Consider the following 25,948-nt stretch of genomic DNA (forward strand, 5'->3'; position numbering starts at 1 on the left):
CGGAGTGTCCCGCCATTCGGGTCTAAAGAAATTTGCGGACTGTATCGGTCTTGTTCAAAATAGACAGAAGAAGGAAGTGATTATGATTAGGCTCGACTATTTACTGAAAAAAGACGGCTATCTTTTCGCTCTTATGCTGATCACCGTGCCGCTGGCGGGGGAACTGAAATTTTACCCCCTGAATGAGGTATATCGGATCAGCTTTGGCGCCCCGGCTTTTTTCTTTTTTCTGCTGCTGCTTCGGCATGTGCCGGCAGTATTGTCAGGGCTGTTGACAGGTGCAGCCGTTGTGGCATTCCGGATCGGCCTGGCGTGCTGGGGAGGAGAGCATGCCGGCTTTACGGAGGCTTTTTTCAGCCAATATCCCAGTTTCTTTTTTTACTTTACATATGCCTGCTTGTTTTATGTGCTGAAGGTCAGGCTTTTTTGGGATCGGCCGCTGATGATCGGGTTTCTCGGCTTTCTCATTGAAATTGCGTCCGATGCCGTTGAAATGACGGTTCAGTTTTCCGGCGGCCGGCAGATTATGATGCCGGACAAGCTGGCGGATATTGCGGTTATTGCTGTTTCTCACACATTTATTGTGCTGAGTTTTTTCAACGTGATGAAGCTGCACGAATCTCAGGTCAGGGAAAAACAAACGAGAAAGCAGCATGAGCACATGCTGATGATTGTGTCTAACTTATATGAAGAAACGATTCATTTGAAAAAAACGCTGAAAACGACGGAGCATGTGACGAAAGAATCCTATCAGCTGTATCGGGAAATGAGCGGGAACGACCGGGAGCTCGGGAGCCGAATGCTGCGCCTTGCGGGAGAAATTCATGAAGTGAAAAAAGACAATCAGCGAATATTCGCCGGCCTGTCGAAGCTGATTTCCAATGAGCGATTCCGGGATTACATGAATGCCGCCGCTCTGGTCGGCATCGTCATCCGAATCAATGAAAAATACGCTGAATCTTTAGGCAAGGACATTCAATTCCGGAGCGTGATTGAAGGAGAACATCCCGATTATCACGTCTTTACCGTCCTGTCGATCTTAAATAACCTGACCGCCAATGCCGTCGAAGCCATGGGTGACAGGGGTGAGATCCGCCTCGCGCTGCGCAGGGCGGAAGGAGAAAAGGCTGAATTTCAGGCGGAAGATGACGGTCCCGGCATTCCGGAAAAAATCGGAGAGGTCGTTTATGATCCCGGGTTTACATCCAAATACGATGAATTCGGCACACCTTCAACGGGCATCGGGCTTACTTACGTGAAGGAAATCGTAACTGAACTTGACGGAGACATTTCCTTTCACAACAAGCCAAAAGGCGTCATATTTACGATTAAACTGCCGGTGAAGCATTTGATTGCAGAAAGGATGAACTCATAATATGCGTTTTTTTATAGCTGATGATGACCGGGCGATCCGTTCCATTTTAAAACAGATGATCGAGGACGAGGACTTAGGCGAAGTCGTCGGTGAGGCAGAGGACGGAAGCCAGATTGAAGGGCATTATCTCCATTTTAAACAAGTCGATATTTTATTAATTGATCTGCTGATGCCGGGGCGGGACGGGATTGAGACGATCCGGCATCTTCAGGGGTCTTACAACGGAAAAGCGGTGATGATATCGCAGGTGGAGGCAAAGGAAATGGTGGGAGAAGCTTATTCTCTCGGCATCGAATACTTTATCCACAAACCGATCAACAAAATCGAGATCGTCACCGTTTTGCGAAAAGTAAAAGAGCGGATTGAACTGGAAACCTCGATCGGCGACATCCAACACTCGTTAAGCCGTCTTATTCAGCGGAATGAGCCGAAAAAAAGCGGGCCTGGGGGGATGCACGAGAAATCAATCAAAGAAACAGGAAAATTTCTTTTATCGGAATTAGGCATCGTGGGAGAAAGCGGGGCGCATGACCTCATGGCCGTCCTTCACTATTTATTTGAGGATGAACAGGCGGAAAGAAACATCCCGTCTTTAAAGCAGATGTTTACAAACGTCGCGATCCGGAAGCTGGGGCCTGCGGCGGCACAAGCCGAGGTTAACAGGGAAATCAAAGCCTCGGAACAGCGGATCAGAAGGGCCGTCATTCATTCGTTAAACCATTTCGCTTCATTGGGCACAACTGATTTTTCAAACCCCAAATTTGAATATTACGCCTCGAAATTCTTTGATTTCCCCGCTGTCAGCAAGAGAATGAAAGAAATGCAGGCTAAGGAAACCGTGCCGCTTTCTCCGGTTAAAGTGAATATGAAAAAATTCATTCACGTCTTTTTTTTGGAGGCGAAAGATTTACGCGAAGGATCAAAATTTGTCAGCGGAGGCAGCCGGTAAGCTGATAAATAGGGTTTACATATATAAGGCTTTTGTGTAATATAATGTTAACCAAGAAAGAACGGAGGGGTCCTGATGGCAAGTCAAAATCCGGTTTTCGCACTAATAAAATAGTGTCAATGTCTCTGCCTCGAGCGCGGGGAAACCGGGATTGTCTGCCTGAATAAAGGAACCTGAAGTAATAGTGAGGGGGCGGCAATTATGCCGCCCTCTTTTTGGCGTCTTCTCATATCTCTTTCTCCTCCGCCTCAGGCGAAGCTCTGTGTCAGTAAATAAGGGAAATGGGGAAACGAAGTGACAAAACAAAGGGAAATAGAAACCGTTCTGAACATCGCAAAGGAAAATGGCTTACGGTTAAAGTATGAAGGGGCGGACATAAATGAAACGGGTATGGACTTCCAAGTCGTATTTGCTGAAGATGACAGCGGCGTGACATGGGTGCTCCGAAAGCCGCGCCGTCCCGATGTTATCGAAAGAGCGGCTGCAGAAAGCGGCGTTCTCGCGTTTCTCCGCAGTCATGCCGCGGTATCAGTGCCCGATTGGCGGATTCATACACCGGACCTGATCGCTTATCCGAAACTGGACGGAATACCCGCTGCCGCAATTGATCTGGATAAGAAACAGTATGTCTGGAATATGGAACACGAGCCGCCTTCAGACGGTTTTGTCGGCTCGCTTGCTGCGGCATTAGCCGAGCTGCACGGGGCAGACCCGGATGCGGCCTCCAGATCCGGAATTGAAATCATAAAACCGGATGACGTCAGGCAAAGGGCGGCGGAATCAATGGATCACATAAAAAAAGAAATCGGGGTCTCAGAGCCGCTTTGGAAAAGATGGCAAACGTGGATAAATGACAGTTCGTACTGGCCTGATTTTTCCGCGCTGATCCATGGCGACTTGCATCCTCCGCATATTTTGATCGGCGAAAATCAGCGTGTGACGGGTCTCCTCGATTGGACGGAGGCAAAGGTTGCCGATCCGGCCAAGGATTTTGTCCTTTATCAAGTGATATTAGGAGAAAAAGAAACAAAACGGCTGATGAAGAGCTACGAAGCTGAAGGCGGGCGCGTCTGGCCGAAAATGCAGGAGCATGTGACAGAATGGCAGGCCGCTTACCCTGTGGAAACGGCGAAGTTCGCGCTTCAGACGGGGCAAGAGGAGCATATGGAAATGGCGCGGGACATGCTCGGCCTGTCCGATCCGAAAGGTTATTGACTTCCGCCGGATGACAGCGTATGATACATTTTAAAATAAAAGAACGGATGAACAATGCTGAGGAAGAGCAAGTACGCATCAGCGCGCGGGGTTCAGAGAGTCGGTGGCCGCTGTGAACCGATCCCCGTCCGGTGCCGAATGGGCTTCTGAATTGCTGCGCTGAAATGACAGTAGGCGGTGCCGGGATTCTTTCCCCGTTATCAAGAAAGGAGTATTGCAACCGTGTGTTTCTGTACTTTTTGAGAGAATGGCTTTTCAGCCGTTAATAAAGGTGGCACCGCGAAAACCTCGTCCTTTGATGGACGGGGTTTTTTTGTGTTGTTAAGGAGGTGATGGCCATGGAAAGTGACTGGAGACGGACAGACAATCAAAAAAGGAGGGATATTCATGGTGATCGCAACCGACGATCTTGAGCTCACGTGTCCGCATTGTGAAGGAACCGGCGAGGAGAAGGAAGGGACGCCCTGTCCGAAGTGCGGCGCGAAGGGCGTCATATTGACCGCTCAAGGAAACACGCTGCTGCATTTTATCAGAAAGCATATTGATCAGTGAAATCAAACGAAAAAGGCCGTTATCCGGCCTTCAGGCTGTCGAGAAAATCTCGACAGCCTTTATTTTTCCCTTAAAATATCCATTCCCCTGTCATAAAATAAAAGAAAGACAGAAAAAATGGCTTTCTCATGTTCCACACAAGAAATTTTTCTCAAAACACAGCCGAATTCGTTCTGTTTGACCAACTCGTCGAAGAGGATCACCTTCTTCGAAAAATTGATAAATACATAGACTTCTCTTTCATCGTGGAAAAGGTCAAACCTTACTGCAGCGCTCACTTGATCCGCTGATCTTATTCAAAATGATGTTGAAGATTGCCACATACCCAGCCAAGCAAGGCTAGGCATGTGGGAGTGCTTTTTCTGCACCTGAAATCAAATGAATATGTAAAGAAACAGCACAAAACAAAAAAGCTTGCAGAAAAAACATCATTTTCTCTACAAGCTGCTTTTTCATTCTTCAAAATAAGGATTCACATGGATGAGCACTTCTTCAACATCTGAAAAGTGTCTTTGGATTTCATTTCGGATTTCGCGGGCAATATCGTGTCCCTGCTTAATCGTCAAATCATGATCCAAAGATAACCGGACATCAAGCAATTTATAGTGGCCGTGTTCTCTTGCTCGGATTTTATCGAGCCGTTTGACTTGAGGGCAATGCAAAATAACCGCTTTATATTCCTCTATCAGTTCGGGATCAACACTTTTTTCCATGAGAACGTCAACAGACGGCCTGATTAATTCCATTGAAATCTTAAAAATGAGGTACGCCACGATGACACTGGCAATTGCATCCGCGTACAACAGAAAGGACCATCCGCGGGTGTTCCCGATAATCGCCAATAGGACGCCGATAAAAGCGGCAAGAGAGGCAACGATATCGCCTTTATGATCGTATGCAATCGCTATAATCGCTTTACTGTTCCATTTTTCCCCTTGTTTGATCGAATAACGATATAAGATCTGCTTAGCCACGTAGGATATCAGGGCCGCAAACAATGCGCTGTATTGCGGGATGCTTGGGCCTTCAACAAAGGACGAAATCGCTTCTATTAGAATATACACGGAAACGAGCACTAATATGATTCCTACAATCGCTTCGCTGATGACCTCAGCTTTGCCATGCCCGAAAGGATGGTCTTGATCGGGCGGCTTATTAGAAATGCCGATGACGGCCAGGACAGCAATTGAAGCCACGACATCCGCTGCAGAATGTATACCGTCGGCAAAAACTGCTTCACTATCGCCTATCAGTCCAAAAAAGATCTTTCCTGCCATTAAGATCAGATTGGCTATCAATGCAATCAAAGCAACTTTTTTGCTTATTTGTTCTCTTTCACTTGTCATTTTTTCCTCCTATAAAACTGCACAAAAAAAATAGGGGCGCTTTTGATTCGCTCTCCGTATCCTTTCTTGTGTAATCACTTTGCTTATCGTACCAATTCAGTTTCGAGTGGGTCTATAGCAAGGTTGTTTCCTGTTTACTAATAAATAAGGTGACAGAAAAAAAGTTGGATCAGGGCTAAACAGTACACAGACAAAATGGCGCTGAATTTAAAAATGAACTGTTGACATTTGAGTATTTATCTTTTATTATTATCTCGAATTCAAGATTTTTTAATTCAAGATAATTTAATTAGAGTGCAGGATAAGAACCTGCCGATCGTTTGATTCACGAAAAGATCAGTGAAGAGAACGTTTCGTTTTTTAATCATACGTTATTTGATTTTTTATACTATAATATCTCGAATTCGAGATAAAAGGGGTACGAGAAAAATGGCTGAATTTGTACAGCTAGTGAATGAAAGAAGATCTGCAAGCAACTTTCTTCCAGAACATCCAATCACAAGAGATGAGCTCAACGAAATGTTTGAATTGGTTGCGTTGGCTCCATCAGCTTTTAATTTGCAGCATACAAAATATGTGACGGTTCTTGACCCGGATGTAAAAGAGAAGCTGAAGCAGGCTGCAAACGGACAATATAAAGTGTTTAGCTCATCAGCGGTTCTGTTGGTTTTAGGGGATAAGCAGGCATATCAGCAAGCGGCTGACATCTATGAAGGATTAAAGCTGCTTGGGGTATTAAATAAACAAGAGTATGATCACATGGTTCAAGACACCGTTTCGTTTTATGAAAACAAGGGAGAACCATTTAAGAGAGATGAGGCGATAAGAAATGCTTCACTTTCTGCGATGATGTTTATGCTGAGTGCTAAGGAAAAAGGCTGGGACACCTGTCCGATGATAGGGTTTGATACTGAAGCCGTGAAACAGATTTTGAAGATAGATGATCAATTTGAGGTTGTCATGATGATTACAATCGGTAAAGAAAAAATAGAAAGCAGAAGGCCGCGCGGCTACCGAAAGCCTGTGAATGAGTTTGTGGAGTATATTTAAATATTTGTAAGGGAGCGGATAAAAATGGCTAAAAAAACGACGGGAATCCATCATATTACAGCAATTGTCGGTCACCCTCAAGAGAATGCTGATTTCTACGCTGGAGTGCTGGGGCTGCGATTGGTCAAGCAAACGGTCAATTTTGATGATCCGGGTACGTATCACCTTTATTTTGGGGATGAAGGCGGGAAGCCGGGAACAATCATCACATTCTTTCCGTGGGCGGACGCCCGTCAAGGCATCATTGGAGACGGACAGGTTGGCGTGACATCTTACGTCGTGCCGAGAGGTGCTATGGCATTTTGGGAAAAGAGACTTGAAAAGTTCAACGTGCCATACACAAAAATCGAGCGTTTTGGAGAACAATATATAGAATTTGATGACCCGCATGGCCTGCATTTAGAAATTGTGGAAAGAGAAGCAGGGGACGCCAATACGTGGACTTTCGGAGATGTAACCCCGGATGTTGCCATTAAAGGCTTTGGCGGTGCAACCCTGTTATCAGCACAGCCTGAAAAAACAGGTGAATTGCTGGAAAACCTCATGGGGCTTGAGCGAGTCGGCAAAGAAGGAGACTTCGTTCGTTATCGTTCTGCCGGTGATATCGGAAATGTGATTGATCTTAAATTAACGCCTATCGGCCGCGGACAAATGGGTGTCGGCACGGTCCATCACATCGCTTGGCGGGCTCAGGATGACGAAGATCAATTAGATTGGCAAAGATTCATTGCTGCGAACGGATATGGTGTGACTCCTGTTCAGGATAGAAACTATTTTAATGCGGTTTACTTCAGAGAACACGGGGAAATCTTATTTGAGATCGCAACTGATCCGCCGGGCTTTGCCCATGATGAGTCACAAGAAACAATGGGCGGAAAATTGATGCTCCCTGAGCAGTATGAACCGCACCGGGCTCATATTGAACAAGGGCTGCTGCCGTTTGAAGTGAGAGAATTAGATTGATTGATAGATGAACGTGAAGCATGAAGAAAAATAATAAGACATACATTTAACAGATGTTTGCTGGAAGCGACTGTTGGTAAACAAGCTGCCTTGCAGCACATTATATAATATGAAAAATAAGGAGAGATAAAAATGGAAGATGCAGGACTATTACTTATTCGAATCATGATTGGTGTGGTGTTTCTGTTTTATGGATCACAAAAATTATTCGGCTGGTTTGGCGGATACGGGATTAAAGGAACCGGACAATGGTTCGAGTCAATTGGAGTTAAACCAGGCAATGCCGCGGCCGCTTTATCAGGTCTCGGGGAACTCGCAAGCGGAATTTTATTTATTTTAGGTGTATTCCTCCCGCTTGGAGCTGCTATTATAACGATCATTATGTTAGGTGCCATTGTAAAAGTTCATGGAGCGAAAGGGTTTGCGAACGGTGCCGGCGGTTTTGAATATAACTTGGTGCTGATTGCAGTCTCCATCGGAGTTGCACTCATCGGTTCAGGGGCGTACGCTTTGCATTTTTAATATAAGTATCTAAGAACAGTTACTGAAAAGCGGTAACTGTTCTTTTATTTTTCAAGCACAACGTTAAGGTGCTCTGAATAGCAAAAAAGCGGATATGATCAATATAAATGTGTATAGTGAATGTACGAGTATTGATGAGCTTGGTCATGAAAGACGAGCCGATTTGAAGGAGGATTTTGATGAAAGAGCTGACAGACTTACATTCATTAGATTCTATCGAGAATTTTATTAAGCAGCATCAATTCAGTTTTATCTGCATTTCAAGACCCGCCTGTACAGTATGTCACGCTGTTCTGCCGCAGCTCAGAAAAGTATTGGATCAGTTTCCGAATATCAAATTGGGGCATACCAACGCTGACGAGGTAGAAGAGATTGCCGGCAGATTTTCAGTCTTCACTGTCCCCGTGCTTCTTTTGTTCATTGATGGGACTGAGTTTCTGAGAGAAGCCCGCTTTGTTCATTTTGAACAGCTCGAAGAAAGGCTGAAAAGGGTTTATCAGTTATATCAAGATGTATAAAGTGTTTATACTTTACAAATAAAAAGCCTCTTTATAGGGCTCAGGCTGTCGAGAAAACCTCGACAGCCTTTATTTTTCCCTTAAAATATCCATTCCCCTGTCAAAAAATAAAAGAAGGACAGAAAAAATGGCTTTCTCATGTTCCACACAAGAAATTTTTCTCAAAACACAGCCGAATTCGTTCTGTTTGACCAACTCGTCGAAGAGGATCACCTTCTTCGAAAAGTTGATAAATACATAGACTTCTCTTTCATCGTTGAAAAGGTCAAACCTTACTGCAGCGCTCACTTGATCCGCTGATCTTATTCAAAATGATGAAGAAGGTTGCCACATACCTAGCCAAGCAAGGCTAGGCATGTGGGAGTGCTTTTTCTGCACCTGAAATCAAATGAATATGTAAAGAAACAGCATAAAACAAAAAAGCTTGCAGAAAAAACATCATTTTTTCTACAAGCTGAAGGCTGTTATCCGGCCTTTTTTACGTTATTCGGACCGGGGTTCTAAAAAACGGGACCCGCCCAAGTCTTTTCTCATCAGATAAATATGGAAAAAATATTCTCCGACGGCGATGATGACGGCGGAAATAAGAGCGGCAAACGCCAGTCTTCCTCCGGAAATGCCCATGGACAGCGGCATTCCCATCAGCCAGACAACAAGAAACGCGATTCCGAAATCAGCGGACGCCGCCGTGATATTATTCCATCTCGGAAGCACGTACAGGTCGCCCGTAAAGTAGGAAACGGCTCCCAGCACAATGGTCATCAGCAGCACGTCGCCGAATGTAAAGCGAAAACCTAAGCCGAGTATCAGATACAGAATAATGATGGTCATAATGCCTTTAATGGCAAGCGCTTTAATGTGTTCCATGCGAATTCCTCCTTATGGAAATCATGTTAGTATGTTTCCTCATAACGAGAAATATAAACCCTTTTTTCGTGAACATTTGTTTTCTGGCTTTTGGCTGTCATCACTGGGCCGCTGCTGAATATGATGAAAGGAGAAAATACGGGAGGTGTCATGATGGCAGTCGTAAAAGCATCGAGCGCCGATTTGGATCTAATGGCAAGGCTGCTCAGGGCGGAAGCGGAAGGCGAAGGGAAGCAGGGAATGCTTTTGGTCGGCAATGTGGGAATCAATAGGGTGCGGGCGAATTGTTCTGATTTTAAAGGTCTGCGCACCATCAGGCAGATGGTGTTTCAGCCGCACGCGTTTGAAGCGGTGACTCACGGATATTTTTATCAAAGACCGCGCGAATCAGAGCGGAGGCTTGCCCGCCGGACGATTAACGGAGAGCGGTTTTGGCCGGCTAAATTCAGCCTGTGGTATTTTAAGCCGCCGGGCAACTGCCCGCAGACTTGGTATGGCCAGCCGTTTGTCGCCAGATTCAGATCCCACTGCTTCTATCAGCCGACAGGTGAGACGTGCGAAAACGTGTACAATACATTTTAATCCCGGGCGCACCGTTCTTAGAATGAACGGTGTTTTTTTAATTTTTTGTGAAGAAAAATAGGAAAAAAGTGCGCTTGACGGATGACAAGCCAAAAAGAAACAGAGGGGGTTTTCTCCCGGCGGGGCAAGGTTTGTCGAAACAATGTGAAAAATGTCTCCCGCCGTCCATTTTTCAGCCTTACAAACCCTTCACACTTCTTCATAGCGGTTTAACATTTCTTTTTTATAATAAGGGCGATCAATGAGACGAAAGGGGAACTGACATGACACATGACGGCCGTTTAGATGAATGGATCAAGGAATTGGAGAACAAAAGCTTTCAGAACAATACGTTTGACCGCCGCGCATTTATACAGGGCGCCGGGAAAATCGCCGGTCTTTCCCTCGGGTTAGCGATCGCGCAATCCATCGGCGCGTTTGAAGTGAATGCCGCTCCGAAATTTTCAAACTATCCGTTCACCCTCGGCGTAGCCTCCGGCGACCCGCTGTCTGACAGCGTCATTCTCTGGACGCGTCTTGCCCCTGACCCGCTGAATGGGGGCGGCATGCCGAAGCAGGCCGTGCCGGTAAAATGGGAAATCGCCGCTGATGAACATTTCCGTCACATCGTCAAACGCGGAACGGAAATGGCCAAGCCGAATCTCGGACACTCCGTCCATGTCGAGGCGGACGGGCTCAAGCCCAATAAAGTGTACTATTACCGGTTTAAAAGCGGGCATGAGCTCAGTCCCGTCGGCCGGACGAAAACGCTGCCCGCTCCCGGCGCTGACGTATCCGCCATGACGTTTGCATTTGCCTCATGCCAGCAGTATGAACACGGCTATTATACGGCGTATAAACATATGGCGAGGGAAAAGCTTGATCTCGTGTTCCATCTCGGAGATTACATTTATGAATACGGACCGAACGAATATGTGTCAAAAACGGGAAATGTCAGGACGCACAGCAGCGCTGAAGTGTATACACTGTCAGATTACCGCAACCGTCATGCTCAATACCGCTCTGATGCCAATCTGAAAGCCGCCCACGCCGCATTTCCGTGGGTCGTGACGTGGGACGATCATGAGGTGGAAAACAATTATGCCAATATTATCCCTGAAAAAGGCCAATCCGTTGAAGCGTTTGTGCTCAGGAGGGCCGCAGCTTACCAGGCTTATTATGAACACATGCCGCTCAGGCGCATGTCATTGCCGAACGGTCCTGATATGCGGCTGTACAGGCAATTTTCTTATGGCAATTTGGCATCGTTCAATGTGCTTGATACAAGACAGTACAGAGATGATCAGGCCAACGGCGACGGGAATAAGCCGCCTTCTGATGAGTGGAGAGATCCGAAGCGCACATTGATGGGGACAGAACAGGAGCAATGGCTGTTCGGAAATTTAGCCGCCTCAAAAGCGAAGTGGAATGTGCTGGCGCAGCAAATCTTTTTCGCGCAATGGAATTTCGGAACAACCGCCAATCCGATATACAGCATGGATTCATGGGACGGCTACCCGGCTCAGCGGGAGCGGGTCATCAATTTTATAAAAAGCAAAAACCTGAACAATGTCATCGTGCTGACGGGTGATGTTCACGCAAGCTGGGCGTCAAACCTGCATACCGATTTTAATCAAACGAATTCAAAGATTTTCGGAGCCGAATTCGTCGGGACTTCCATTACATCTGGAGGAAACGGGGCGGATAAACGGGCCGATACGGATCAGATCTTAAAACAAAACCCGCACATTAAGTTTTTCAACGATTACCGCGGCTATGTCCGCTGTACCGTGACTCCTGCCCAATGGAGAGCGGATTACAGAGTGGTGCCGTACGTGACGGAGCCGGGGGCTGAGGTATCCACGCGGGCTTCCTTCATTTATCAGAAAGACCAGACGGGGATTCGGAAGGTCTCTCAAGCTGCGGTTGCAGGCGGTTTAAAGCAGTCAAACGAGGTGGAAGAGGATCGTTTCTTCGCCCATAACAATGCGCATGAAAAGCAAATGAGAAAGAAACGGGCCAAACTCTCACAATAAGGAGGCACACTCATGTTTTCAAATATCGGCATTCCCGGGTTGATCCTGATCTTCGTCATCGCTCTCATCATTTTCGGACCTTCAAAGCTTCCGGAAATCGGCCGTGCCGCCGGCCGCACGCTGCTTGAATTTAAAAGCGCCGCAAAAACATTGGTCTCAAATGAAGAGCCGGACAAGCAGACAGCTGAGAAAGACAAAACGGCAGGCTGAATCCTGACATGGGGGCAGACGAATCCGCTTCTGCCTCTTTCTCTATAAGGAGGATGTACGATTGGATAAAAAAGAAACCCACTTGATCGGGCATTTAGAGGAAGTCCGGCAGCGTCTCATTAAAACCGTTATCGCCTTTCTTCTATTATTTATCGGCGCCTGCTGGTTTGTGCAGGACATTTATGACTGGCTGATCAAGGATTTGGATGGAAGGCTGGCCGTTTTAGGGCCGAGCGAGATTTTATGGGTGTATATGATGATTGCGGGAATATGCGCCCTTACGGCAACGATTCCGGTTGCCGCTTTTCAGCTCTGGCGTTTTACGGCGCCGGCTTTGACCCCGTTTGAACGCCGCGCCGCTTTGCTTTACATTCCGGGGCTTTCGGTTTTGTTTATTATCGGAATTTCCTTCGGGTATTTTGTGCTGTTTCCGATTGTGCTCGGATTTTTAACACAATTATCCGCCGGCCATTTTGACATGGTATTTACGGCGGACAAGTATTTTACCTTTATGCTGAATCTTACATTGCCGTTCGGATTTTTGTTTGAAATGCCTCTGGCCGTCATGTTTTTGACACGGCTCGGAATCGTGAATCCAACCCGGCTGGCAAAGGCGCGGAAGCTTTCGTATTTTGTGCTGATCGTCGTCTCGGTGCTGATTACGCCTCCGGATTTTATGTCTGACTTTCTCGTCATGATTCCGCTGCTCGTCCTCTATGAAATCAGTGTGACGCTGTCCCGCATCGTTTACCGGAAGAAATGGGCCGAGGCGCCGTCTGCAGCTTAGTGAAGTTCGCCTCCGCCGGTCTCAATATCGTCCTCATGCGCCGCGGCGGTCACCGCGGCGATTTTGAGCGCTTTTGTCACGAGATCCAGGCTTAGGCTCGGCGCAGACTTCTGCAAAGTTTGCTCCGGAATGTACGGGATGTGTATAAACCCGCCGCGGATGTGCGGATGGCGGCAGGCGATTTCATCCATCAGGCCGTAAAAGAGGTGATTGCATACAAACGTCCCCGCCGTGTAGGATACAGCCGCGGGAATGCCTTCCTTTTTGATTTCCTCAACGATCCGTTTGATCGGAAGGCCGGTCCAATAGGCCGCGGGACCGTCTTGAGAAATGTTTTCCCCGACAGGCTGGTTTCCTTCGTTATCCGGTATGCGCGCCTCATTGAGATTGATCGCGACCCGTTCCGGCGTGATCTGCATTCTGCCGCCTGCCTGTCCGACACAGATGATAATGTCAGGCTGATGCTTTTTGATCGCCTCGCGCAGCACGGCAAGAGACTTATAAAAAACGGTCGGCACTTGTTCAGATACGATAGAGGCGGGGCCTTCAGCGGCACCGTTCAGCCGTTTGACCGCTTCCCATGAAGGATTGACCGTTTCCCCGCCGAAGGGGTCAAAGCCTGTCAGCAATACTTTTTTCTCCATATAAAACCCTCCTTTTCTTTTTACCATACTCTATAATGGACATATATTCCTGCCGAAGGGGGAAACACGTCTTGAATTCGCCTCTGGTGCAATACCGATCTTTATTTCCGGCGCTCCGCACACATACGATGCTCGCCAGCTGCTCTCAAAGCGCTCTTGCCCTGCCGGTTTCAAAAGCGATCAATGACTATCAGGAAAGCCTGCTTCAGCATGGCGGAAACTGGGAAGAAGCCATTAGGCGAACGGAGCAGGCAAGGTGTGAATTTGCGAAATTGATCGGCGCCCATCCTGAAGAAATTGCCGTTTTACCTTCAGTAACGGCTGCTGTCTCTGCCGTCGTTTCCGCTTTACCGGATTGCCGAAAGAAACAGGCGGTGTATACGGAATTGGATTTTCCGGCGATCGCCCACCTTTTGAAGGCACAGACTGAGATGGAGCTTTCAGTCGTGCCGTCTGAAGATGGAATGATCCCGTTAGAGCGGTATGAGACGTACATATCGGAACAGACGCTTTTCACCTGTGTGCCCCATGTGTCATATACGTCCGGTTTTGTCCAGGATATGAAGCGCATTGCCGAGATATCCGCAAAGAAGGGATCGCTTATTTTTGTCGATGCTTATCAATCGGCGGGGCACATCCCGATTGATGTAAAAGAATGGGGAGTTGATATGCTGGCCGCGGGTGCGAGAAAGTATATGCTCGGCATACCGGGAACGGCGTTTCTTTATGTCAGAAAGGAACTTGCCGAACGGCTGAAGCCGAAAGTCACCGGGTGGTTCGGGCAGCAGCGGGCGTCGATGCTGGATTTAACCCGTTTTTCTTATGCGGACGGAGCCAAACGCTTTGAGACCGGAACCCCGGCATTTATCAGCATATATGCGGCACAGGCGGCTTTATCTCTAGTAAACGATGCCGGCACAGACCGCATTCACAGGGAAGTAAAAAAACTCAGCGCATTTGCGTATGAATACGCTTCTGAAAAAGGACTGAATCTCACAGGGCCGCCGTCTGCCGATGACAGACCCGGCATGATTTCCATACGGGATGAAAAAGCGGCGGAAACGGCTGCGCTGTTGAGGCGGAAAAACATCGTATGCGCACCCAGCGGACAAATCATCCGGCTGGCGCCTCATTTCTATAACACGGCCGATGATCTGATCTATGCGATTGATGAACTGGCTGAAGCGCGCGGTATATAAAAAATAGCAGACTCACGGGGAGTCTGCTGTTTTCTTATGAGTGATTCACTTTGACCCGTTTCATAAAGAAGGCGCTGATCAAGCCGATAACGGCGACAATCATCGCGAAGATAAAGGCGTGCTGGACGCCCGCAATCAGCGCGTGAGAGTATGCGGAAGGATCATTCGGGTTTTTCGCGGTGCTCATATAATTCTTCTGGCCGGCAGCCATGATGCTGACCGCCACCGCAGTGCCGATTGCGCCGGCCATCTGCTGGAGCGTATTCATAATGGCTGTTCCGTCCGGATAAAATTCCGGCGGCAGCTGGTTTAAGCCATTCGTTTGCGCCGGCATCATGATCATGGAAATGCCGATCATCAGGCATGTATGAAGCGCGACAATCAGAAGCGCCGTTGAAGCGCCGTTAATGTTTGAGAAAAACGAAAGCACAGTTGCCGTGATGACAAACCCGGGAATGACAAGCCACTTCGGTCCGTATTTATCAAACAGGCGCCCCGTCACCGGAGACATAAAGCCGTTTAAAATACCGCCCGGCAGCAGGATGAGCCCGGACGTAAACGCCGTCAGCATCAGTCCGCTTTGTAAATACATAGGTAATAGAAGCATTGTCGATAAGATAACCATCATACAGATAAATACAATCACGACACCGAGAACAAACATCGGATAGCGGAAAGCGCGCAGATTCATCATCGGCTGCTTCATTGTCAGCTGCCTGATGGAAAATAAGATGAGCGCGATCGCACCGACAGTGAGCGAACCGATAACCGTCGGGCTTGACCAGCCGTCTGATCCTTCGCCCGCATTGCTGAAGCCGAATACGATGCCTCCGAACCCGATCGTAGACAGAATAATAGAAAGCACGTCAATTTTCGGTTTTGTAATGTCAGACACGTTCTGCATGTAGGCGATGCCGAATAAAAGAGCCAACACAAGAAACGGCAGGGAAATCCAGAAAATCCAATGCCAGTTCAAATGCTCTAACACAAGCCCTGAAAATGTCGGACCGATCGCAGGAGCGAACATGATGACAAGCCCGATCGTCCCCATCGCCGCTCCGCGCTTATGCGGCGGGAAGATGACGAGGATTGTATTAAACATCAGCGGCAGCAGCAGCCCGGTTCCTAAAGCCTGCACGATTCTTGCCGCCAAAAGAAACGGAAAGCTCGGCGCAAGCGCTGCAATCAGCGTGCCGATAATGGAAAAAGCAAGTGAAACGATAAACAGCTGTCTTGTCGTAAACCATTGCAAAAGCAGACCTGATACCGGGACAAGAATACCGAGAACGAGCAGATAGCCCGTCGTCAGCCACTGGACGGTCGCAGGAGTGATATGTAACTCCTTCATCAGGTCAGTCAGGGCGATATTCAGCGCCGTTTCACTGAACATGCCGATAAACCCTGCCGTCAGTAAAGAAATCATGATCGGCATGACTTTATATTGTTTGGAAGGCTGAGCGTTTTCCAAAATCATTCTCCTCTCTTTCTATACGTACAATGTCTCTCGTATTTTATGTCTTCAGCAGGTTCGGGATTTGTTTAGAAATATGGAGGATCGGCATTTTGTCTTTTTTGGCTAAGGACACAATGATGCCGCCTTCTATCATGGCATTTAAGACAGTGCTGATTTCCGCCGCTCTCTCATCAGAAAAACCGGCTGATCTCAATTTGCCCGCGAACAGATTCTCCCATTCCTGATAAGCGCTTTGACAGGCCTGCCGGAGCTTTTCGCTCTTTAAAGCCGTCTCGGCAGCCAGTAAACCGACAGGAAACCCTTCAAAGTTCTCCGGACATGTGAATTGGCTTGATAAGTCCTGTAAAAACGCTTGAATGCTTTCCGCAGGATCAGGATGGGCATCAAGGCTTTCTTTTATTTTCATACGGATATAATGGCTCATTTCATTTACAGCCTCAATGGCGAGCTGCTCTTTGCCGTCCGGAAAATGATAGTAAAGAGAACCTTTCGGCGCACCGCTTTCTTTAATAATCTGATTCAGCCCCGTGCCGTAATACCCCTGAAGCTGAAACAGCCTGGTTGCCGCGGCGAGGATTTTTTCACGAGAATCTCCATAGCTCATAATGTTCCCACCTTACTGATTTTTGACAAATTTAAAATATAGTGACTGGTCTATTATCTTGATTTCACATGACGGTGTCAAGGTTTTTTAACGGTTATTTTCTTCGGAAGGTTGCCTGACAAGCGCGTTGACCGGTGAGAGGAAAATCTTCATAAATAAAGAAAAGGAGAGAAAAGAATGAAAAAACAATTCATGCCCTTCATTACATTTATCACGGCTCTGCTCTTCATTGCGGCCGGCTGCTCCCAATCTCCTCAAGCGAAAGAAACACCGCCCCGGATGGCAGCCGCAGCCTCAGCGAAAAAAGACGGACTTCCGAATATTAAAATTCTTGCCACCGGCGGCACAATTGCAGGCGCTGCTCCTTCAAAGACGTCCGCTACGGCGTACACGGCGGGGGCAATCGGAGTTGATGCCCTGATTCAGGCCGTTCCGGAGATAAAAGAGGTCGCGCATGTGAGCGGAGAACAGGTTGTGAATATCGGCAGCCAGAATATGAATAACGAGACACTGCTGAAACTTGCAAAACGGGTAAACAAGCTGCTCAAGTCTGATGATACAGACGGCATTGTCATTACACATGGAACAGACACACTTGAGGAAACCGCCTACTTTCTCAATCTGACGGTCAAAAGTGACAAGCCCGTTGTTGTCGCCGGGTCAATGAGGCCGTCCACGGCGATCGGAGCGGACGGGCCGTCCAACTTATATAGCGCGGTAAAAACAGCGGCTGCACCCGATGCGAAAGGCAAGGGGACGCTTGTCGTATTAAATGACAGAATCGCTTCGGCGCGTTATGTGACAAAAACCAATACAACCGCGACCGACACTTTCAAATCGGAAGAAATGGGTTATATCGGAACAATTGCTGATGACGTCTATTTTAATAACGTCATCACCCGAAAGCATACGAAGGATACAGATTTCCAGATAGATAAACTTGATAAACTGCCGCAGGTCGATATTATATACGGCTATCAAAATGACGGAAGCTATCTCTTTGAAGCCGCCGTAAAATCAGGAGCGCAAGGCATTATTTTTGCAGGCTCGGGAAACGGCTCAATGTCTGATGAGGCGCAAAAAGGCGCCGTAAAGTCGGTCAAAAGCGGGCTGGCGGTCGTCCGCTCCACAAGGACGGGAAACGGAACGGTAACACCTAATCGAGAGTATGAAAAAGACCATTTGACAGCTTCAAACTCTCTCAACCCTCAAAAAGCGCGGATTCTTCTGATGCTTGCGCTGACAAAAACGCATGACCCTAAGCGGATTCAAACCTATTTCAATGAGTACTAGGAGAAGAGAACCGGGTGTTCTCTCCTTTTTTGGTATGCCGTATTAAAGCATAAGCGTGCTTTCGGGATAGGGGCGTCTTTCTCATTTTTCCGCTCTTTTTAAATTGTTGAAAACAGTAAAAAATACACTATTTTTTCCTTTTCTCCTCTAATAGAATGAAAACTGCAAAAATATTACATAGCAGGAGGAAAGTTCATGAAACAAATAAAAAACAAAATTCTAGTTGTCCTTACAGTTTGTATGCTGTCCGTCGTTTCCGTATTTGCCTTCCAGCCGACCGTATCGAAAGCCTCCTCAGGGCATAACCCTGTTGTCATGGTCCACGGAATCGGCGGGGCGTCCTTTAACTTCGCGGGAATCAAAACATACTTGGCATCCCAAGGCTGGTCAAGAAAAGAGATGTACGCCATTGATTTCTTAGACAAAACCGGAAACAACAGACATAATGCGCCGAGACTGTCCAATTACGTGAAAAAAGTGCTCAGCGAAACAGGTGCGAAAAAAGTCGATATCGTCGCGCACAGCATGGGCGGAGCCAACACGCTCTATTACATTAAAAATCTTGACGGCGGAGACAAAATCGCAAACGTCGTCACACTCGGCGGAGCGAACGGCCTTGTGACCAACCGGGCGCTTCCGGGGACTGATCCGAACCAAAAGATTTTATATACATCGATTTACAGCTCAGCGGACTTAATCGTCCTGAACCCGCTGTCACGACTGATCGGCGGGAAAAACGTGCAGATTCACGGTGTCGGACACATCGGACTTTTGATGAACAGCCAAGTAAACGGGCTGATTAAAGAAGGTCTGAACGGCGGCGGACAAAATACAAATTAACAGTTTCAAAGCCCCGGAGAATGAGAATATTCCGGGGTCTTTTTTTTCTTCCATATTCTTTTTTCGCCGTAAACCAAGCCCTCTGAAGTTATTTTTGTTAAAATAATAAAGTTATATCAGAATTCGGAGGGTTTATTGTGGGAAAAGTGAAAAGAAATGCCCCTTGCCCATGCGGCAGCGGGAAGAAATATAAAAAATGCTGCGGAAGCAAAGAAGCTGCCATTCCGGCAGACATCGCGGCAAAAGAAGCGAAACAGATTCAGGAAAGCCTAATGGAGTACGCCTTTACAGCACATAGAGACGGCATATCATCATTTATTAACCAGCACGCGTTCATTACGGAGCTGGACAGACAGACAAAAGACATCGGAGTCTTCAACCTCGGCATCTGGGGAATTTTCTTCCGTCCGCTGGCAGGCGGCAAGACGATTTTTGAAGAATATCTTCAGAAAAAAGCCGGCGGCATCAACCGCCCGAAAACACGGGAAATCGTTGAATCATGGAAAAGCATGACACCTGCCGTTATGGTTCTTGAAGATGTGAAAGAAGGAATGATTCACTTTGAAGATGTGATGACGAAAAAACAATTCAAAGTGGAAATGGACGTCAGCCAGCAGGATCTTCCGCCGGCGGGAAGCCTGATTCTCGGCTATCCGATCCACGAAGCGGAAAAAGCGGAGTTCTTCATGCAATTTACGATCTTCCCTGTGAAGCGGACCGAAGCTTTGATCAGCAAAGTGAAAAAGGCGGCGGCCCCGGCCCTTGCGGAAGGAAAATCGCCTGAGCGCTTTATGCAGGAGGACTTCGACACTGTGCTGGCCGCTCTTTTAGGATCGGCGGAAGAGCCTGAGCAGGCTGCTGAAGAAAAACAGACAGAGTGGGCGAACGACATGGAGAAGGAAACGGCGGACGCTATTGAAAAAGGCCTGAGCGGGGATGAATACCCGGCTGAGCTGGTTCCGGCCGTAATTGATCTGTGGAAAACGTTCTGTGTCAAAAAAACACCGACGATCAGAAAGCCTGAAGCTTTCGCGGCGGCGGTCGAATATTACGTGAACAGCATTTCTCTGAACGGCGCGTCCGTTTCTCAAGCGAAGCTGGCGAAGAAGTACGGCGTCAGCGCCTCAACGATTTCCAGCCGCTATAAGGAAATAGAGGGTGCTCTCACGGATGAAGCCGAACGCTTCGCCGCAGCTCTGACATCTTAATACACAGCAAAAAAACCTTGAAGGGCAAACGCTTTTCAAGGTTTTTTCTATAGATAGGCTCTCAGGCAGGATAATTCTTACCGTCTATCTAATACTAAACAGAGCGATAAAAGGAAGGGAGCCTGAGCTATGGATGAGACACGTACGCTGGGCAGGACGGATTTACGGGTAAAGCGTATCGGCTTTGGCGCTAATGCGGTCGGAGGACATAATCTGTTTCCGAATCTTAATGATGAAACGGGAAAAGAACTCATCCGCACAGCGTTGGACGGCGGCGTCAATTTTATTGATACGGCGTTTATATACGGTTTGGGACGTTCCGAAGAGTTAATCGGTGAAGTTGTCGCAGAGCGCGGTGTGCGGGACAGCCTCGTGATTGCGTCAAAAGGCGCGCACAAAGAGGTCAACGGACAAATCGAGCTGGACAACAGCCGTGAATTTCTCCGGAGTGAGGCGGAAAACAGCCTGAAGCGGCTGAAAACAGACGTGATTGATTTGTATTACGTCCACTTCCCTGACGGCAAAACACCGCTCTCCGAAGTGGCGGGCACGCTAAAAGAACTGAAGGACGAAGGGAAAATCAGAGCAATCGGCGCGTCCAATCTCAGCTTCCGACAACTGCAGGAGTTTAACGCCGACGGCTATTTAGAGGTTTTTCAATCGGAATATTCACTGATTCAGCGTGAGGCGGAGCATGATCTGCTGCCTTATTGTGAAAAGAACGGCATTTCCTTTATTCCTTATTTTCCGCTTGCTTCCGGCTTGCTGACGGGAAAGTTTACAAAAGACACAGTCTTTGAGGACAGCCGAAAGAACAGGCCGCCGTTTCAGGGAGAAGCTTTTCGCCAAAATCTGGAGCGAGTGGATAAGCTTCGGGCCGTTGCGGAGGAAAAAGGGGCGCAGACAGCGCATATCGCACTCGCATGGCTTCTGTCGCAGCCGGCGGTGGATGCGATCATTCCCGGAGCCAAACGCCCCGACCAGCTGAAACACAATCTGGACGCGCTTCATGTGCAGTTAACCGAGGATGAGGTTCAATATATCAGTGACATCTTTAAGTGAAAATAAAAAAAGGAAATAGCCTGCGCTATTTCCTTTCTTGTTGTCAGGAAGTTTTCAAAAACGCTTCTGTCAATCCTTCCAGATCGGCGTCTGTATCCAGATACCACTGGCCGCGGGCGTTCTTCTTCATCTCGATTTCTCTTGTAACGGAAGAAGAAGCCGGTTTCAGGCGCATAAACTCTTCCGGATAGACAGAAAGCAGGTGGCTGACAATTTCGTTTTCATCCGCATCGGGGTGCTTTCCGGCATAGTCTTGCACGCGGTCTTGCAGCTGTCCCGCAAGCGGAGACATATCAAGCGGGGTCACTTTTGCTTCAAGGACGGCTTTTTTGCCTGACATGGATTTGGTATGCACCTTGAGCTCTGTGTTATCCCGCAGCGCTGATGACATGGCGTCAATAATAGCGGAAATGGCTTTTGGATCCGCCTGTTCTTGTGAAATGCCTGCTGAAGTGATAAAGCTGGCTTTCGCCGATTCCTGATATGCGGCGGCCGTCATTTTTTCATTTACCCCGGTCAGGCGGGTGAAATCTTTATTGTGTTTGCCGTACAGCATCACATCAATGTAGGCGGATAATGCGTCCGCCGGGTCAGGTTTTGCGTTTGAGGCTGTGCCTTTGACTTTCAGTTTATAAGATAAAGGCTTCGCGTCTTTTGCCTGCGGCTGATATACCAATTCATATGATTTGCCTTCGTCAGCCGTGAAGTACAGATTGCCCGTCACTGTCTTACCCGCATGAAGCGTGCCGTTCTGCATCAAGTCTTCCTTATCGGCCTTGGCTGTTTTCGCGTCATCCTGATAAAGCGAGAAGTCGCTGCTTTTGACGGTAAGCGGGTCTTTGCCCGTATTTTTGACGGTGACCGTTACTTTCAGCGCGGCCGGATGTTCAGTATCGTCTGAAGCGGCCCATGCCGTATCTTTTATTTTTACTTTCGCCGTGCTGCTTTCCTGGCCGCCGCTCGTTTCGCTGCTGCATGCGGCGGTAAATGCCGTGAGAAGCAGAATGAAAAACACGGCGCTCATTTTTTTGATGGACATCTGGTTTACCCCCTGTTGTTAATGGTTAATTCGATAGTCATGAAGATGGACAGGTTAATTATACTAGTTTTGTATAAAAGAGTCTTGGTAATCATCAATCTTTTTGGAAGAAAAGGAAGTGTTATGATGAAAAAAGAAGAGTTGAAACAGCTGGCTCTCCGAATGGGAAACGTACCTGCCCGCTACGAGACTAATGTGGAAGAATACCAGGAAGATGAGGTTCTGTTTTGGTGGGAAGATAAGAATGATCCGGAAGCCGGCATCATGGTCGAATTAGACCGGGACGGAAAACTGAAATACTTATCCCGTCCGGCTTTCCGGACTGATCTGCCGCCTCTTTCGGAATCGGACATAGAAAAATGGATGCGGGCGTTTTTAGAAACCCATCGTCCTGGGGCATTGGCTGAGTTCGAATTGGAAAACAGCGGCTCCGCAAATGATGGCGATGTGAGATATTCCTATGTTCAGATGGCTGACGGTCTGCCGCTTCCGCTGACCGGGTTTTACGTCGACCTGTCTTTGACAGGGGAAGTAACCGGTTTTTCTTACCATGGGAAGGCCGATGATCTTGTAAGGCCCGGGACAATTGCGGACAAGCGGGAAGCATTGGCTCACTTTGTCAAACATATAGAAGCAGAGCTGTTGTTCACCGTCCTGCATCAGTCCGTCTATATGCAGGGGGATGACAAGCCCCATCTCGTCTATGAAATCGTGTCTCCGACGCGGCCGATATCGGCCGACCTCAAGGAAGAGAATGCAGAATTAGACGAATATGAAGAACTGGAAAACGACACACGGCCGTATGTCCCGATTTCACGCCCTGCACCTGAAGCGGAAAAGATGAGCATCAATGACATGATCGGGCTGCACGACGGTTTTTATAAAGAGAGGGAAAGCGATCTTGGAGAGGGCTGTATCGGCATTGCCTGGCGTCCTGAAAAAACAAAATCCGTACGGGAAGATAAAAGCTTTGAAAGTTTGTTTAAAGAACGGAATGAACACGTATTGAAAACAAGGTATGATAAAGAATCGGGCCGGCTCACCGGGGTGATGTCATTTATACATAGTGAAGGCGAACCGGAGTTTTCCGAGGAAGAATGCCATCACATGGCCATCCGCTTTTTATTCGCCATGTTTCCGGAAGCGGATCAGTATTTCCGGGTTCAATATGATGAACCGGATGATGAAGGAGAAAACGCAGGGCTTACATTTAAGGCTTGTTCGGGCGGTGTTGATTTGCGATTCGGAGAGGGGAGAATCTGTGTCAGCAAAAAGACGGGTCTTGTCACTGTATATATGCCGCCGGAAATTGATCCGAAAGAGCTCCAGGAAATCGATCCCGTTCCTTCATTGACAATGGAAGAGGCGAAGGATGCGATCCGCCTGGCCATCAAAGCAGAGCTCGCTTGGGATCGTTGTTACGATGACGATAGCTCCGGGAAAGTGTACAGGCTCGTATACAAACCGGTTTTCCCGCGGTTTATTGAGGCTCATACGGGAGAAGCGATCACGAGTTTAATAGGCTGAAGGTCATGGGCGTTCGTCCCGGGGCTTTCACGGGGAGTGTGACATTTGTATGAAAAAGAGCCGCTCTGAATACGGCTCTTTTCCCTCTTTGCTAAAAATAGACACATAAAAGGCACTTTCTTCCCTTTAAAAGGATAAGGGCGTTTTTATATAATAAAAAACAGTTCTTTTTTATACACTCTTCTGAAAGGATGACCCCATTGCTGAAAGAACATCTGAGAAAAAAAGCGCTGGAAATCGGGAACATACTGCCGCACTATGAGCTTGAAATAGAAGATTATGATGAAAAACAAAAAACGAAAGCCTATTATATATGGAAAAATCGTAACCAGCCGGATAAAACGGTCACGATTGAGCTGGGCGACGACGGATCTTTGCTTACTTATTCACGCAACGACTGTCCGAGTTCAGACATACAGCTGTCAGAAGCCGAATTAAAGCTGACGGCTCTTCGGTTTGCGGCAAGACACCGCCCGCTTACTTTTATGAATTTCATCTTTCAGGCGAGAGAAGAACGCAATGGGTGCATCCGATTTATCTATACAAAAAAAGTGCTCGGCCGGCCGCTTCCCGATTCAGGTTTTTTCGTTGATGTAACCAGGAGCGGCTTCGTCGTGCAGTTTATCTATTACGGGGATAAGGGTGAAGCGCCCGTTCCGGAAACATTCGTCGATCGGGAAAAAGTGGTCTCGCATTATATGAGTGTGCTGACATTCAGTCTCGTCTATGATGTGGTCAATTTTGAGAAAATACCGCGTCTCGTCTATGAACCGATTCTGCCGGCTTACAGCTATCCGGCCGGTGAAGATGATATCGTGCCGGATCAGCAGCTTTGCGAAGACAGGAATGAGCCGGCAAAACCGCTTCCCGCGTTTGAACATAAACGGGAAATCAGCCTGGATGAATTAATGGGGTTTACCGCGGATATGGTTCAGACGCGCCGGCGTGATCTCGGGGATGAGATCGGAACGACATGGCGGAAAGGGTCGGTTCCGGAACGGAAAGATTTGAGTATCGAAAGCTATTTTGAAAGCAGCAACAAAAATACAATGAAGATGAAAACGGACAAAAAGACAGGGAAAATGACAGCCTTTAAATCTTTTATTGAGCATCAGGGCCCGGCCTTTTATTCTGCGGAAGAGTGTGAGGCCGTCGCGCTTCAATTTTTATACAAGCTTTATCCGAGAGCGGACGAGTTTTTTAAAATGAACCCGCTGAAAACGGACGGAAGGGGCAGGTTCCGCTTCCATTTTTCCATATGGCATCAGGATATTCCGCTGCGGTTCGGCGCTGCGAGAATACTTGTCAGTCCCGTAACGGGGCTTGTGGAAGCTTACATGGCGCCTGACATTGACCCGGAGCAGCTGGAGAAGATCAATCCGGTGCCGGCCGTTACTCCCGAAGAAGCAAAGGCCGCTTTTTTATCCGATTTCCATCTGCGGCTCGAGTGGCAGCGCGATTTTACGCCGTCCGGCAATGAAGGATATAAGCTTGTGTACAGGCCTGTCTATCCTCCGTACATTGATGCGCAAAAGCGAAAAAAGAAAAGGTTTTATTAGCCAGGGATCATTTGTAAATGAGGATAATCTTTAAAGCCTCTCCAATCGCCTCCCCAATCAAAACCGAGCGTTTTGGCAATCGATACGACCTCAAGCCAATCGGGCGTGCCGTTTCGGTTTCCGTCGTACGTCATATCCCAAATCAGGCTTCCATCCTTTTTTTGCAGGGCGAAGTCGATCGCAAGGCCGTAATTGTGGTAAGATTCCCCGCCTTTTGCGTAGGTGATGATATTTCCTTTTTTTGAACGTCCTTGACGGTACAATTCGTTTTGTTCCTCAATTGATCTGAAACCCTCTGTGATAACGACGGTGATGCCTTTTTTCAGAGCGGCCGTCTGCAATAGCTCCGCATTCTGCCTCACGAGCGGATGAAGAGCGCTTGGAATGGCTCTATCTTGTAATGCCGTCTGCGGCCTCAATTCTTTTTGCACATAGGAAAAACATAGGTCTGCGGTAAAGAAGAGGATCAAAAGCAGCGCAATTCTGACTGGTCGTTTCATGGTGAATTCTCTCTTTCTTTAATTGATTAAAATCTTTGTTTGCTCACT

The 25,948-nt window shown here is 47.7% G+C and carries 26 protein-coding genes, 2 pseudogenes and 1 other annotated feature; of the genes and pseudogenes, 21 read left to right on the top strand and 7 right to left on the bottom strand.

Going from position 1 to position 25,948, the window contains the following annotated elements:
• Positions 1-82: 82 nt before the first annotated feature.
• From MY7_RS00415 to MY7_RS18920, 5 genes and pseudogenes are all read left to right on the top strand, one after another.
• The gene (locus tag MY7_RS00415; protein ID WP_029326097.1) at positions 83-1,375 is read left to right on the top strand and encodes a sensor histidine kinase; all 1,293 of its coding nucleotides are present in this window, start codon (positions 83-85) and stop codon (positions 1,373-1,375) included.
• Between the two features lies 1 nt (position 1,376).
• Positions 1,377-2,324 (top strand): DNA-binding domain-containing protein, encoded by a 948-nt coding sequence (locus tag MY7_RS00420; protein WP_007409014.1) that lies wholly within the window; start codon positions 1,377-1,379, stop codon positions 2,322-2,324.
• A gap of 294 nt (positions 2,325-2,618) precedes the next feature.
• Complete coding sequence (locus MY7_RS00425) at positions 2,619-3,539, top strand: macrolide 2'-phosphotransferase (RefSeq protein ID WP_007609179.1); 921 nt, start codon at positions 2,619-2,621, stop codon at positions 3,537-3,539.
• A gap of 48 nt (positions 3,540-3,587) precedes the next feature.
• Positions 3,588-3,838, top strand: a binding site (T-box leader).
• Between the two features lie 88 nt (positions 3,839-3,926).
• Entirely contained in the window at positions 3,927-4,091 is a 165-nt protein-coding gene (locus MY7_RS00430) for a tryptophan RNA-binding attenuator protein inhibitory protein (RefSeq protein ID WP_007409016.1), read from the top strand.
• Positions 4,092-4,219: 128 nt separating this feature from the next.
• Positions 4,220-4,398: pseudogene (locus MY7_RS18920) on the top strand (IS5/IS1182 family transposase); the annotation flags it as partial.
• A 145-nt stretch (positions 4,399-4,543) separates the two neighbouring features.
• Here MY7_RS18920 and MY7_RS00435 read toward each other — a convergent pair.
• Positions 4,544-5,437, bottom strand: a complete 894-nt coding sequence (locus MY7_RS00435; protein WP_007609192.1) for a cation diffusion facilitator family transporter — start codon at positions 5,435-5,437, stop codon at positions 4,544-4,546.
• Positions 5,438-5,866: 429 nt separating this feature from the next.
• On the opposite strand from MY7_RS00435, the gene MY7_RS00440 reads away from it, so the two are divergent.
• The 5 genes and pseudogenes from MY7_RS00440 to MY7_RS18925 form a co-directional block, all read left to right on the top strand.
• On the top strand, positions 5,867-6,487 hold the full coding sequence (locus MY7_RS00440) for a nitroreductase family protein (protein ID WP_007609193.1): 621 nt from the start codon (positions 5,867-5,869) through the stop codon (positions 6,485-6,487).
• A 24-nt stretch (positions 6,488-6,511) separates the two neighbouring features.
• Positions 6,512-7,450, top strand: a complete 939-nt coding sequence (locus tag MY7_RS00445; RefSeq protein ID WP_007609194.1) for a ring-cleaving dioxygenase — start codon at positions 6,512-6,514, stop codon at positions 7,448-7,450.
• A gap of 132 nt (positions 7,451-7,582) precedes the next feature.
• On the top strand, positions 7,583-7,972 hold the full coding sequence (locus MY7_RS00450) for a DoxX family protein (protein ID WP_007609195.1): 390 nt from the start codon (positions 7,583-7,585) through the stop codon (positions 7,970-7,972).
• A 179-nt stretch (positions 7,973-8,151) separates the two neighbouring features.
• Positions 8,152-8,490, top strand: coding sequence for a thioredoxin family protein (locus tag MY7_RS00455; protein WP_007609196.1), 339 nt, complete (start codon positions 8,152-8,154; stop codon positions 8,488-8,490).
• Positions 8,491-8,628: 138 nt separating this feature from the next.
• Positions 8,629-8,807, top strand: a pseudogene (locus MY7_RS18925) (IS5/IS1182 family transposase); the annotation flags it as partial.
• 166 nt (positions 8,808-8,973) lie between these two features.
• Here the strand turns inward: MY7_RS18925 and MY7_RS00465 are convergent.
• Entirely contained in the window at positions 8,974-9,357 is a 384-nt protein-coding gene (locus MY7_RS00465) for a DUF2512 family protein (RefSeq protein WP_003156684.1), read from the bottom strand.
• Between the two features lie 153 nt (positions 9,358-9,510).
• Between MY7_RS00465 and MY7_RS00470 the strand changes: the two genes are divergently transcribed.
• From MY7_RS00470 to tatC, 4 genes are all read left to right on the top strand, one after another.
• On the top strand, positions 9,511-9,939 hold the full coding sequence (locus MY7_RS00470; protein ID WP_029325708.1) for a cell wall hydrolase: 429 nt from the start codon (positions 9,511-9,513) through the stop codon (positions 9,937-9,939).
• 263 nt (positions 9,940-10,202) lie between these two features.
• Entirely contained in the window at positions 10,203-11,954 is a 1,752-nt protein-coding gene (locus tag MY7_RS00475; protein WP_007609213.1) for an alkaline phosphatase D family protein, read from the top strand.
• A 12-nt stretch (positions 11,955-11,966) separates the two neighbouring features.
• On the top strand, positions 11,967-12,164 hold the full coding sequence (locus tag MY7_RS00480; RefSeq protein WP_003156681.1) for a twin-arginine translocase TatA/TatE family subunit: 198 nt from the start codon (positions 11,967-11,969) through the stop codon (positions 12,162-12,164).
• 61 nt (positions 12,165-12,225) lie between these two features.
• Entirely contained in the window at positions 12,226-12,951 is a 726-nt protein-coding gene (gene tatC / locus MY7_RS00485) for a twin-arginine translocase subunit TatC (protein ID WP_007609214.1), read from the top strand.
• On the opposite strand, the gene pcp is transcribed toward tatC, so the two are convergent.
• Positions 12,948-13,595, bottom strand: a complete 648-nt coding sequence (gene pcp, locus MY7_RS00490) for a pyroglutamyl-peptidase I (protein WP_029325709.1) — start codon at positions 13,593-13,595, stop codon at positions 12,948-12,950. The genes tatC and pcp overlap by 4 nt on opposite strands.
• 71 nt (positions 13,596-13,666) lie before the next feature.
• Between pcp and MY7_RS00495 the strand changes: the two genes are divergently transcribed.
• A complete protein-coding gene (locus MY7_RS00495) occupies positions 13,667-14,794 on the top strand; it encodes an aminotransferase class V-fold PLP-dependent enzyme (protein ID WP_007609216.1) in 1,128 nt (375 codons plus the stop codon).
• Between the two features lie 34 nt (positions 14,795-14,828).
• On the opposite strand, the gene lmr(B) is transcribed toward MY7_RS00495, so the two are convergent.
• Both lmr(B) and MY7_RS00505 read right to left on the bottom strand, forming a co-directional pair.
• The gene (lmr(B), locus tag MY7_RS00500; protein ID WP_007609218.1) at positions 14,829-16,268 is read right to left on the bottom strand and encodes a lincomycin efflux MFS transporter Lmr(B); all 1,440 of its coding nucleotides are present in this window, start codon (positions 16,266-16,268) and stop codon (positions 14,829-14,831) included.
• A 37-nt stretch (positions 16,269-16,305) separates the two neighbouring features.
• A complete protein-coding gene (locus MY7_RS00505; protein WP_007609222.1) occupies positions 16,306-16,872 on the bottom strand; it encodes a TetR/AcrR family transcriptional regulator in 567 nt (188 codons plus the stop codon).
• Between the two features lie 177 nt (positions 16,873-17,049).
• On the opposite strand from MY7_RS00505, the gene MY7_RS00510 reads away from it, so the two are divergent.
• From MY7_RS00510 to MY7_RS00525, 4 genes are all read left to right on the top strand, one after another.
• The gene (locus tag MY7_RS00510; protein ID WP_007609223.1) at positions 17,050-18,165 is read left to right on the top strand and encodes a type II asparaginase; all 1,116 of its coding nucleotides are present in this window, start codon (positions 17,050-17,052) and stop codon (positions 18,163-18,165) included.
• A gap of 195 nt (positions 18,166-18,360) precedes the next feature.
• Positions 18,361-19,005, top strand: a complete 645-nt coding sequence (locus MY7_RS00515) for an esterase/lipase family protein (RefSeq protein ID WP_007609224.1) — start codon at positions 18,361-18,363, stop codon at positions 19,003-19,005.
• Between the two features lie 137 nt (positions 19,006-19,142).
• Entirely contained in the window at positions 19,143-20,213 is a 1,071-nt protein-coding gene (locus MY7_RS00520; RefSeq protein ID WP_007609225.1) for a helix-turn-helix domain-containing protein, read from the top strand.
• Between the two features lie 129 nt (positions 20,214-20,342).
• Entirely contained in the window at positions 20,343-21,275 is a 933-nt protein-coding gene (locus MY7_RS00525) for an aldo/keto reductase (RefSeq protein WP_007609226.1), read from the top strand.
• A 43-nt stretch (positions 21,276-21,318) separates the two neighbouring features.
• Here the strand turns inward: MY7_RS00525 and MY7_RS00530 are convergent, their stop codons facing one another.
• Complete coding sequence (locus tag MY7_RS00530; RefSeq protein WP_007609227.1) at positions 21,319-22,314, bottom strand: DUF5105 domain-containing protein; 996 nt, start codon at positions 22,312-22,314, stop codon at positions 21,319-21,321.
• 126 nt (positions 22,315-22,440) lie between these two features.
• On the opposite strand from MY7_RS00530, the gene MY7_RS00535 reads away from it, so the two are divergent.
• Both MY7_RS00535 and MY7_RS00540 read left to right on the top strand, forming a co-directional pair.
• Positions 22,441-23,841 carry a YcdB/YcdC domain-containing protein gene (locus tag MY7_RS00535; RefSeq protein ID WP_029325710.1) on the top strand — a complete coding sequence of 467 codons (1,401 nt, stop codon included), beginning with the start codon at positions 22,441-22,443 and terminating at the stop codon, positions 23,839-23,841.
• A 200-nt stretch (positions 23,842-24,041) separates the two neighbouring features.
• Complete coding sequence (locus tag MY7_RS00540) at positions 24,042-25,400, top strand: YcdB/YcdC domain-containing protein (protein WP_029325711.1); 1,359 nt, start codon at positions 24,042-24,044, stop codon at positions 25,398-25,400.
• Here MY7_RS00540 and MY7_RS00545 read toward each other — a convergent pair.
• Positions 25,397-25,900: a M15 family metallopeptidase gene (locus tag MY7_RS00545; protein WP_007609230.1), complete on the bottom strand. Its 504-nt coding sequence runs from the start codon at positions 25,898-25,900 to the stop codon at positions 25,397-25,399. The two genes, MY7_RS00540 and MY7_RS00545, sit on opposite strands and share 4 nt — an antisense overlap.
• Between the last annotated feature and the right edge of the window lie 48 nt (positions 25,901-25,948).

Source organism: Bacillus sp. 5B6, assembly GCF_000259405.1.
GTDB classification, from domain to species: Bacteria; Bacillota; Bacilli; order Bacillales; family Bacillaceae; genus Bacillus; species Bacillus velezensis.

What these genes read in the sequence shown, in the direction of transcription:
- MY7_RS00415 (WP_029326097.1), top strand. Translation starts at nt 83, where the DNA reads ATGATTAGGCTCGACTATTTACTGAAAAAAGACGGCTATCTTTTCGCT.
- MY7_RS00420 (WP_007409014.1), top strand. Translation starts at nt 1,377, where the DNA reads ATGCGTTTTTTTATAGCTGATGATGACCGGGCGATCCGTTCCATTTTA.
- MY7_RS00430 (WP_007409016.1), top strand. Translation starts at nt 3,927, where the DNA reads ATGGTGATCGCAACCGACGATCTTGAGCTCACGTGTCCGCATTGTGAA.
- MY7_RS00435 (WP_007609192.1), bottom strand. Translation starts at nt 5,437, where the DNA reads ATGACAAGTGAAAGAGAACAAATAAGCAAAAAAGTTGCTTTGATTGCA.
- MY7_RS00440 (WP_007609193.1), top strand. Translation starts at nt 5,867, where the DNA reads ATGGCTGAATTTGTACAGCTAGTGAATGAAAGAAGATCTGCAAGCAAC.
- MY7_RS00445 (WP_007609194.1), top strand. Translation starts at nt 6,512, where the DNA reads ATGGCTAAAAAAACGACGGGAATCCATCATATTACAGCAATTGTCGGT.
- MY7_RS00450 (WP_007609195.1), top strand. Translation starts at nt 7,583, where the DNA reads ATGGAAGATGCAGGACTATTACTTATTCGAATCATGATTGGTGTGGTG.
- MY7_RS00455 (WP_007609196.1), top strand. Translation starts at nt 8,152, where the DNA reads ATGAAAGAGCTGACAGACTTACATTCATTAGATTCTATCGAGAATTTT.
- MY7_RS00465 (WP_003156684.1), bottom strand. Translation starts at nt 9,357, where the DNA reads ATGGAACACATTAAAGCGCTTGCCATTAAAGGCATTATGACCATCATT.
- MY7_RS00470 (WP_029325708.1), top strand. Translation starts at nt 9,511, where the DNA reads ATGGCAGTCGTAAAAGCATCGAGCGCCGATTTGGATCTAATGGCAAGG.
- MY7_RS00475 (WP_007609213.1), top strand. Translation starts at nt 10,203, where the DNA reads ATGACACATGACGGCCGTTTAGATGAATGGATCAAGGAATTGGAGAAC.
- MY7_RS00480 (WP_003156681.1), top strand. Translation starts at nt 11,967, where the DNA reads ATGTTTTCAAATATCGGCATTCCCGGGTTGATCCTGATCTTCGTCATC.
- pcp (WP_029325709.1), bottom strand. Translation starts at nt 13,595, where the DNA reads ATGGAGAAAAAAGTATTGCTGACAGGCTTTGACCCCTTCGGCGGGGAA.
- MY7_RS00505 (WP_007609222.1), bottom strand. Translation starts at nt 16,872, where the DNA reads ATGAGCTATGGAGATTCTCGTGAAAAAATCCTCGCCGCGGCAACCAGG.
- MY7_RS00510 (WP_007609223.1), top strand. Translation starts at nt 17,050, where the DNA reads ATGAAAAAACAATTCATGCCCTTCATTACATTTATCACGGCTCTGCTC.
- MY7_RS00515 (WP_007609224.1), top strand. Translation starts at nt 18,361, where the DNA reads ATGAAACAAATAAAAAACAAAATTCTAGTTGTCCTTACAGTTTGTATG.
- MY7_RS00525 (WP_007609226.1), top strand. Translation starts at nt 20,343, where the DNA reads ATGGATGAGACACGTACGCTGGGCAGGACGGATTTACGGGTAAAGCGT.
- MY7_RS00530 (WP_007609227.1), bottom strand. Translation starts at nt 22,314, where the DNA reads ATGTCCATCAAAAAAATGAGCGCCGTGTTTTTCATTCTGCTTCTCACG.
- MY7_RS00535 (WP_029325710.1), top strand. Translation starts at nt 22,441, where the DNA reads ATGAAAAAAGAAGAGTTGAAACAGCTGGCTCTCCGAATGGGAAACGTA.
- MY7_RS00545 (WP_007609230.1), bottom strand. Translation starts at nt 25,900, where the DNA reads ATGAAACGACCAGTCAGAATTGCGCTGCTTTTGATCCTCTTCTTTACC.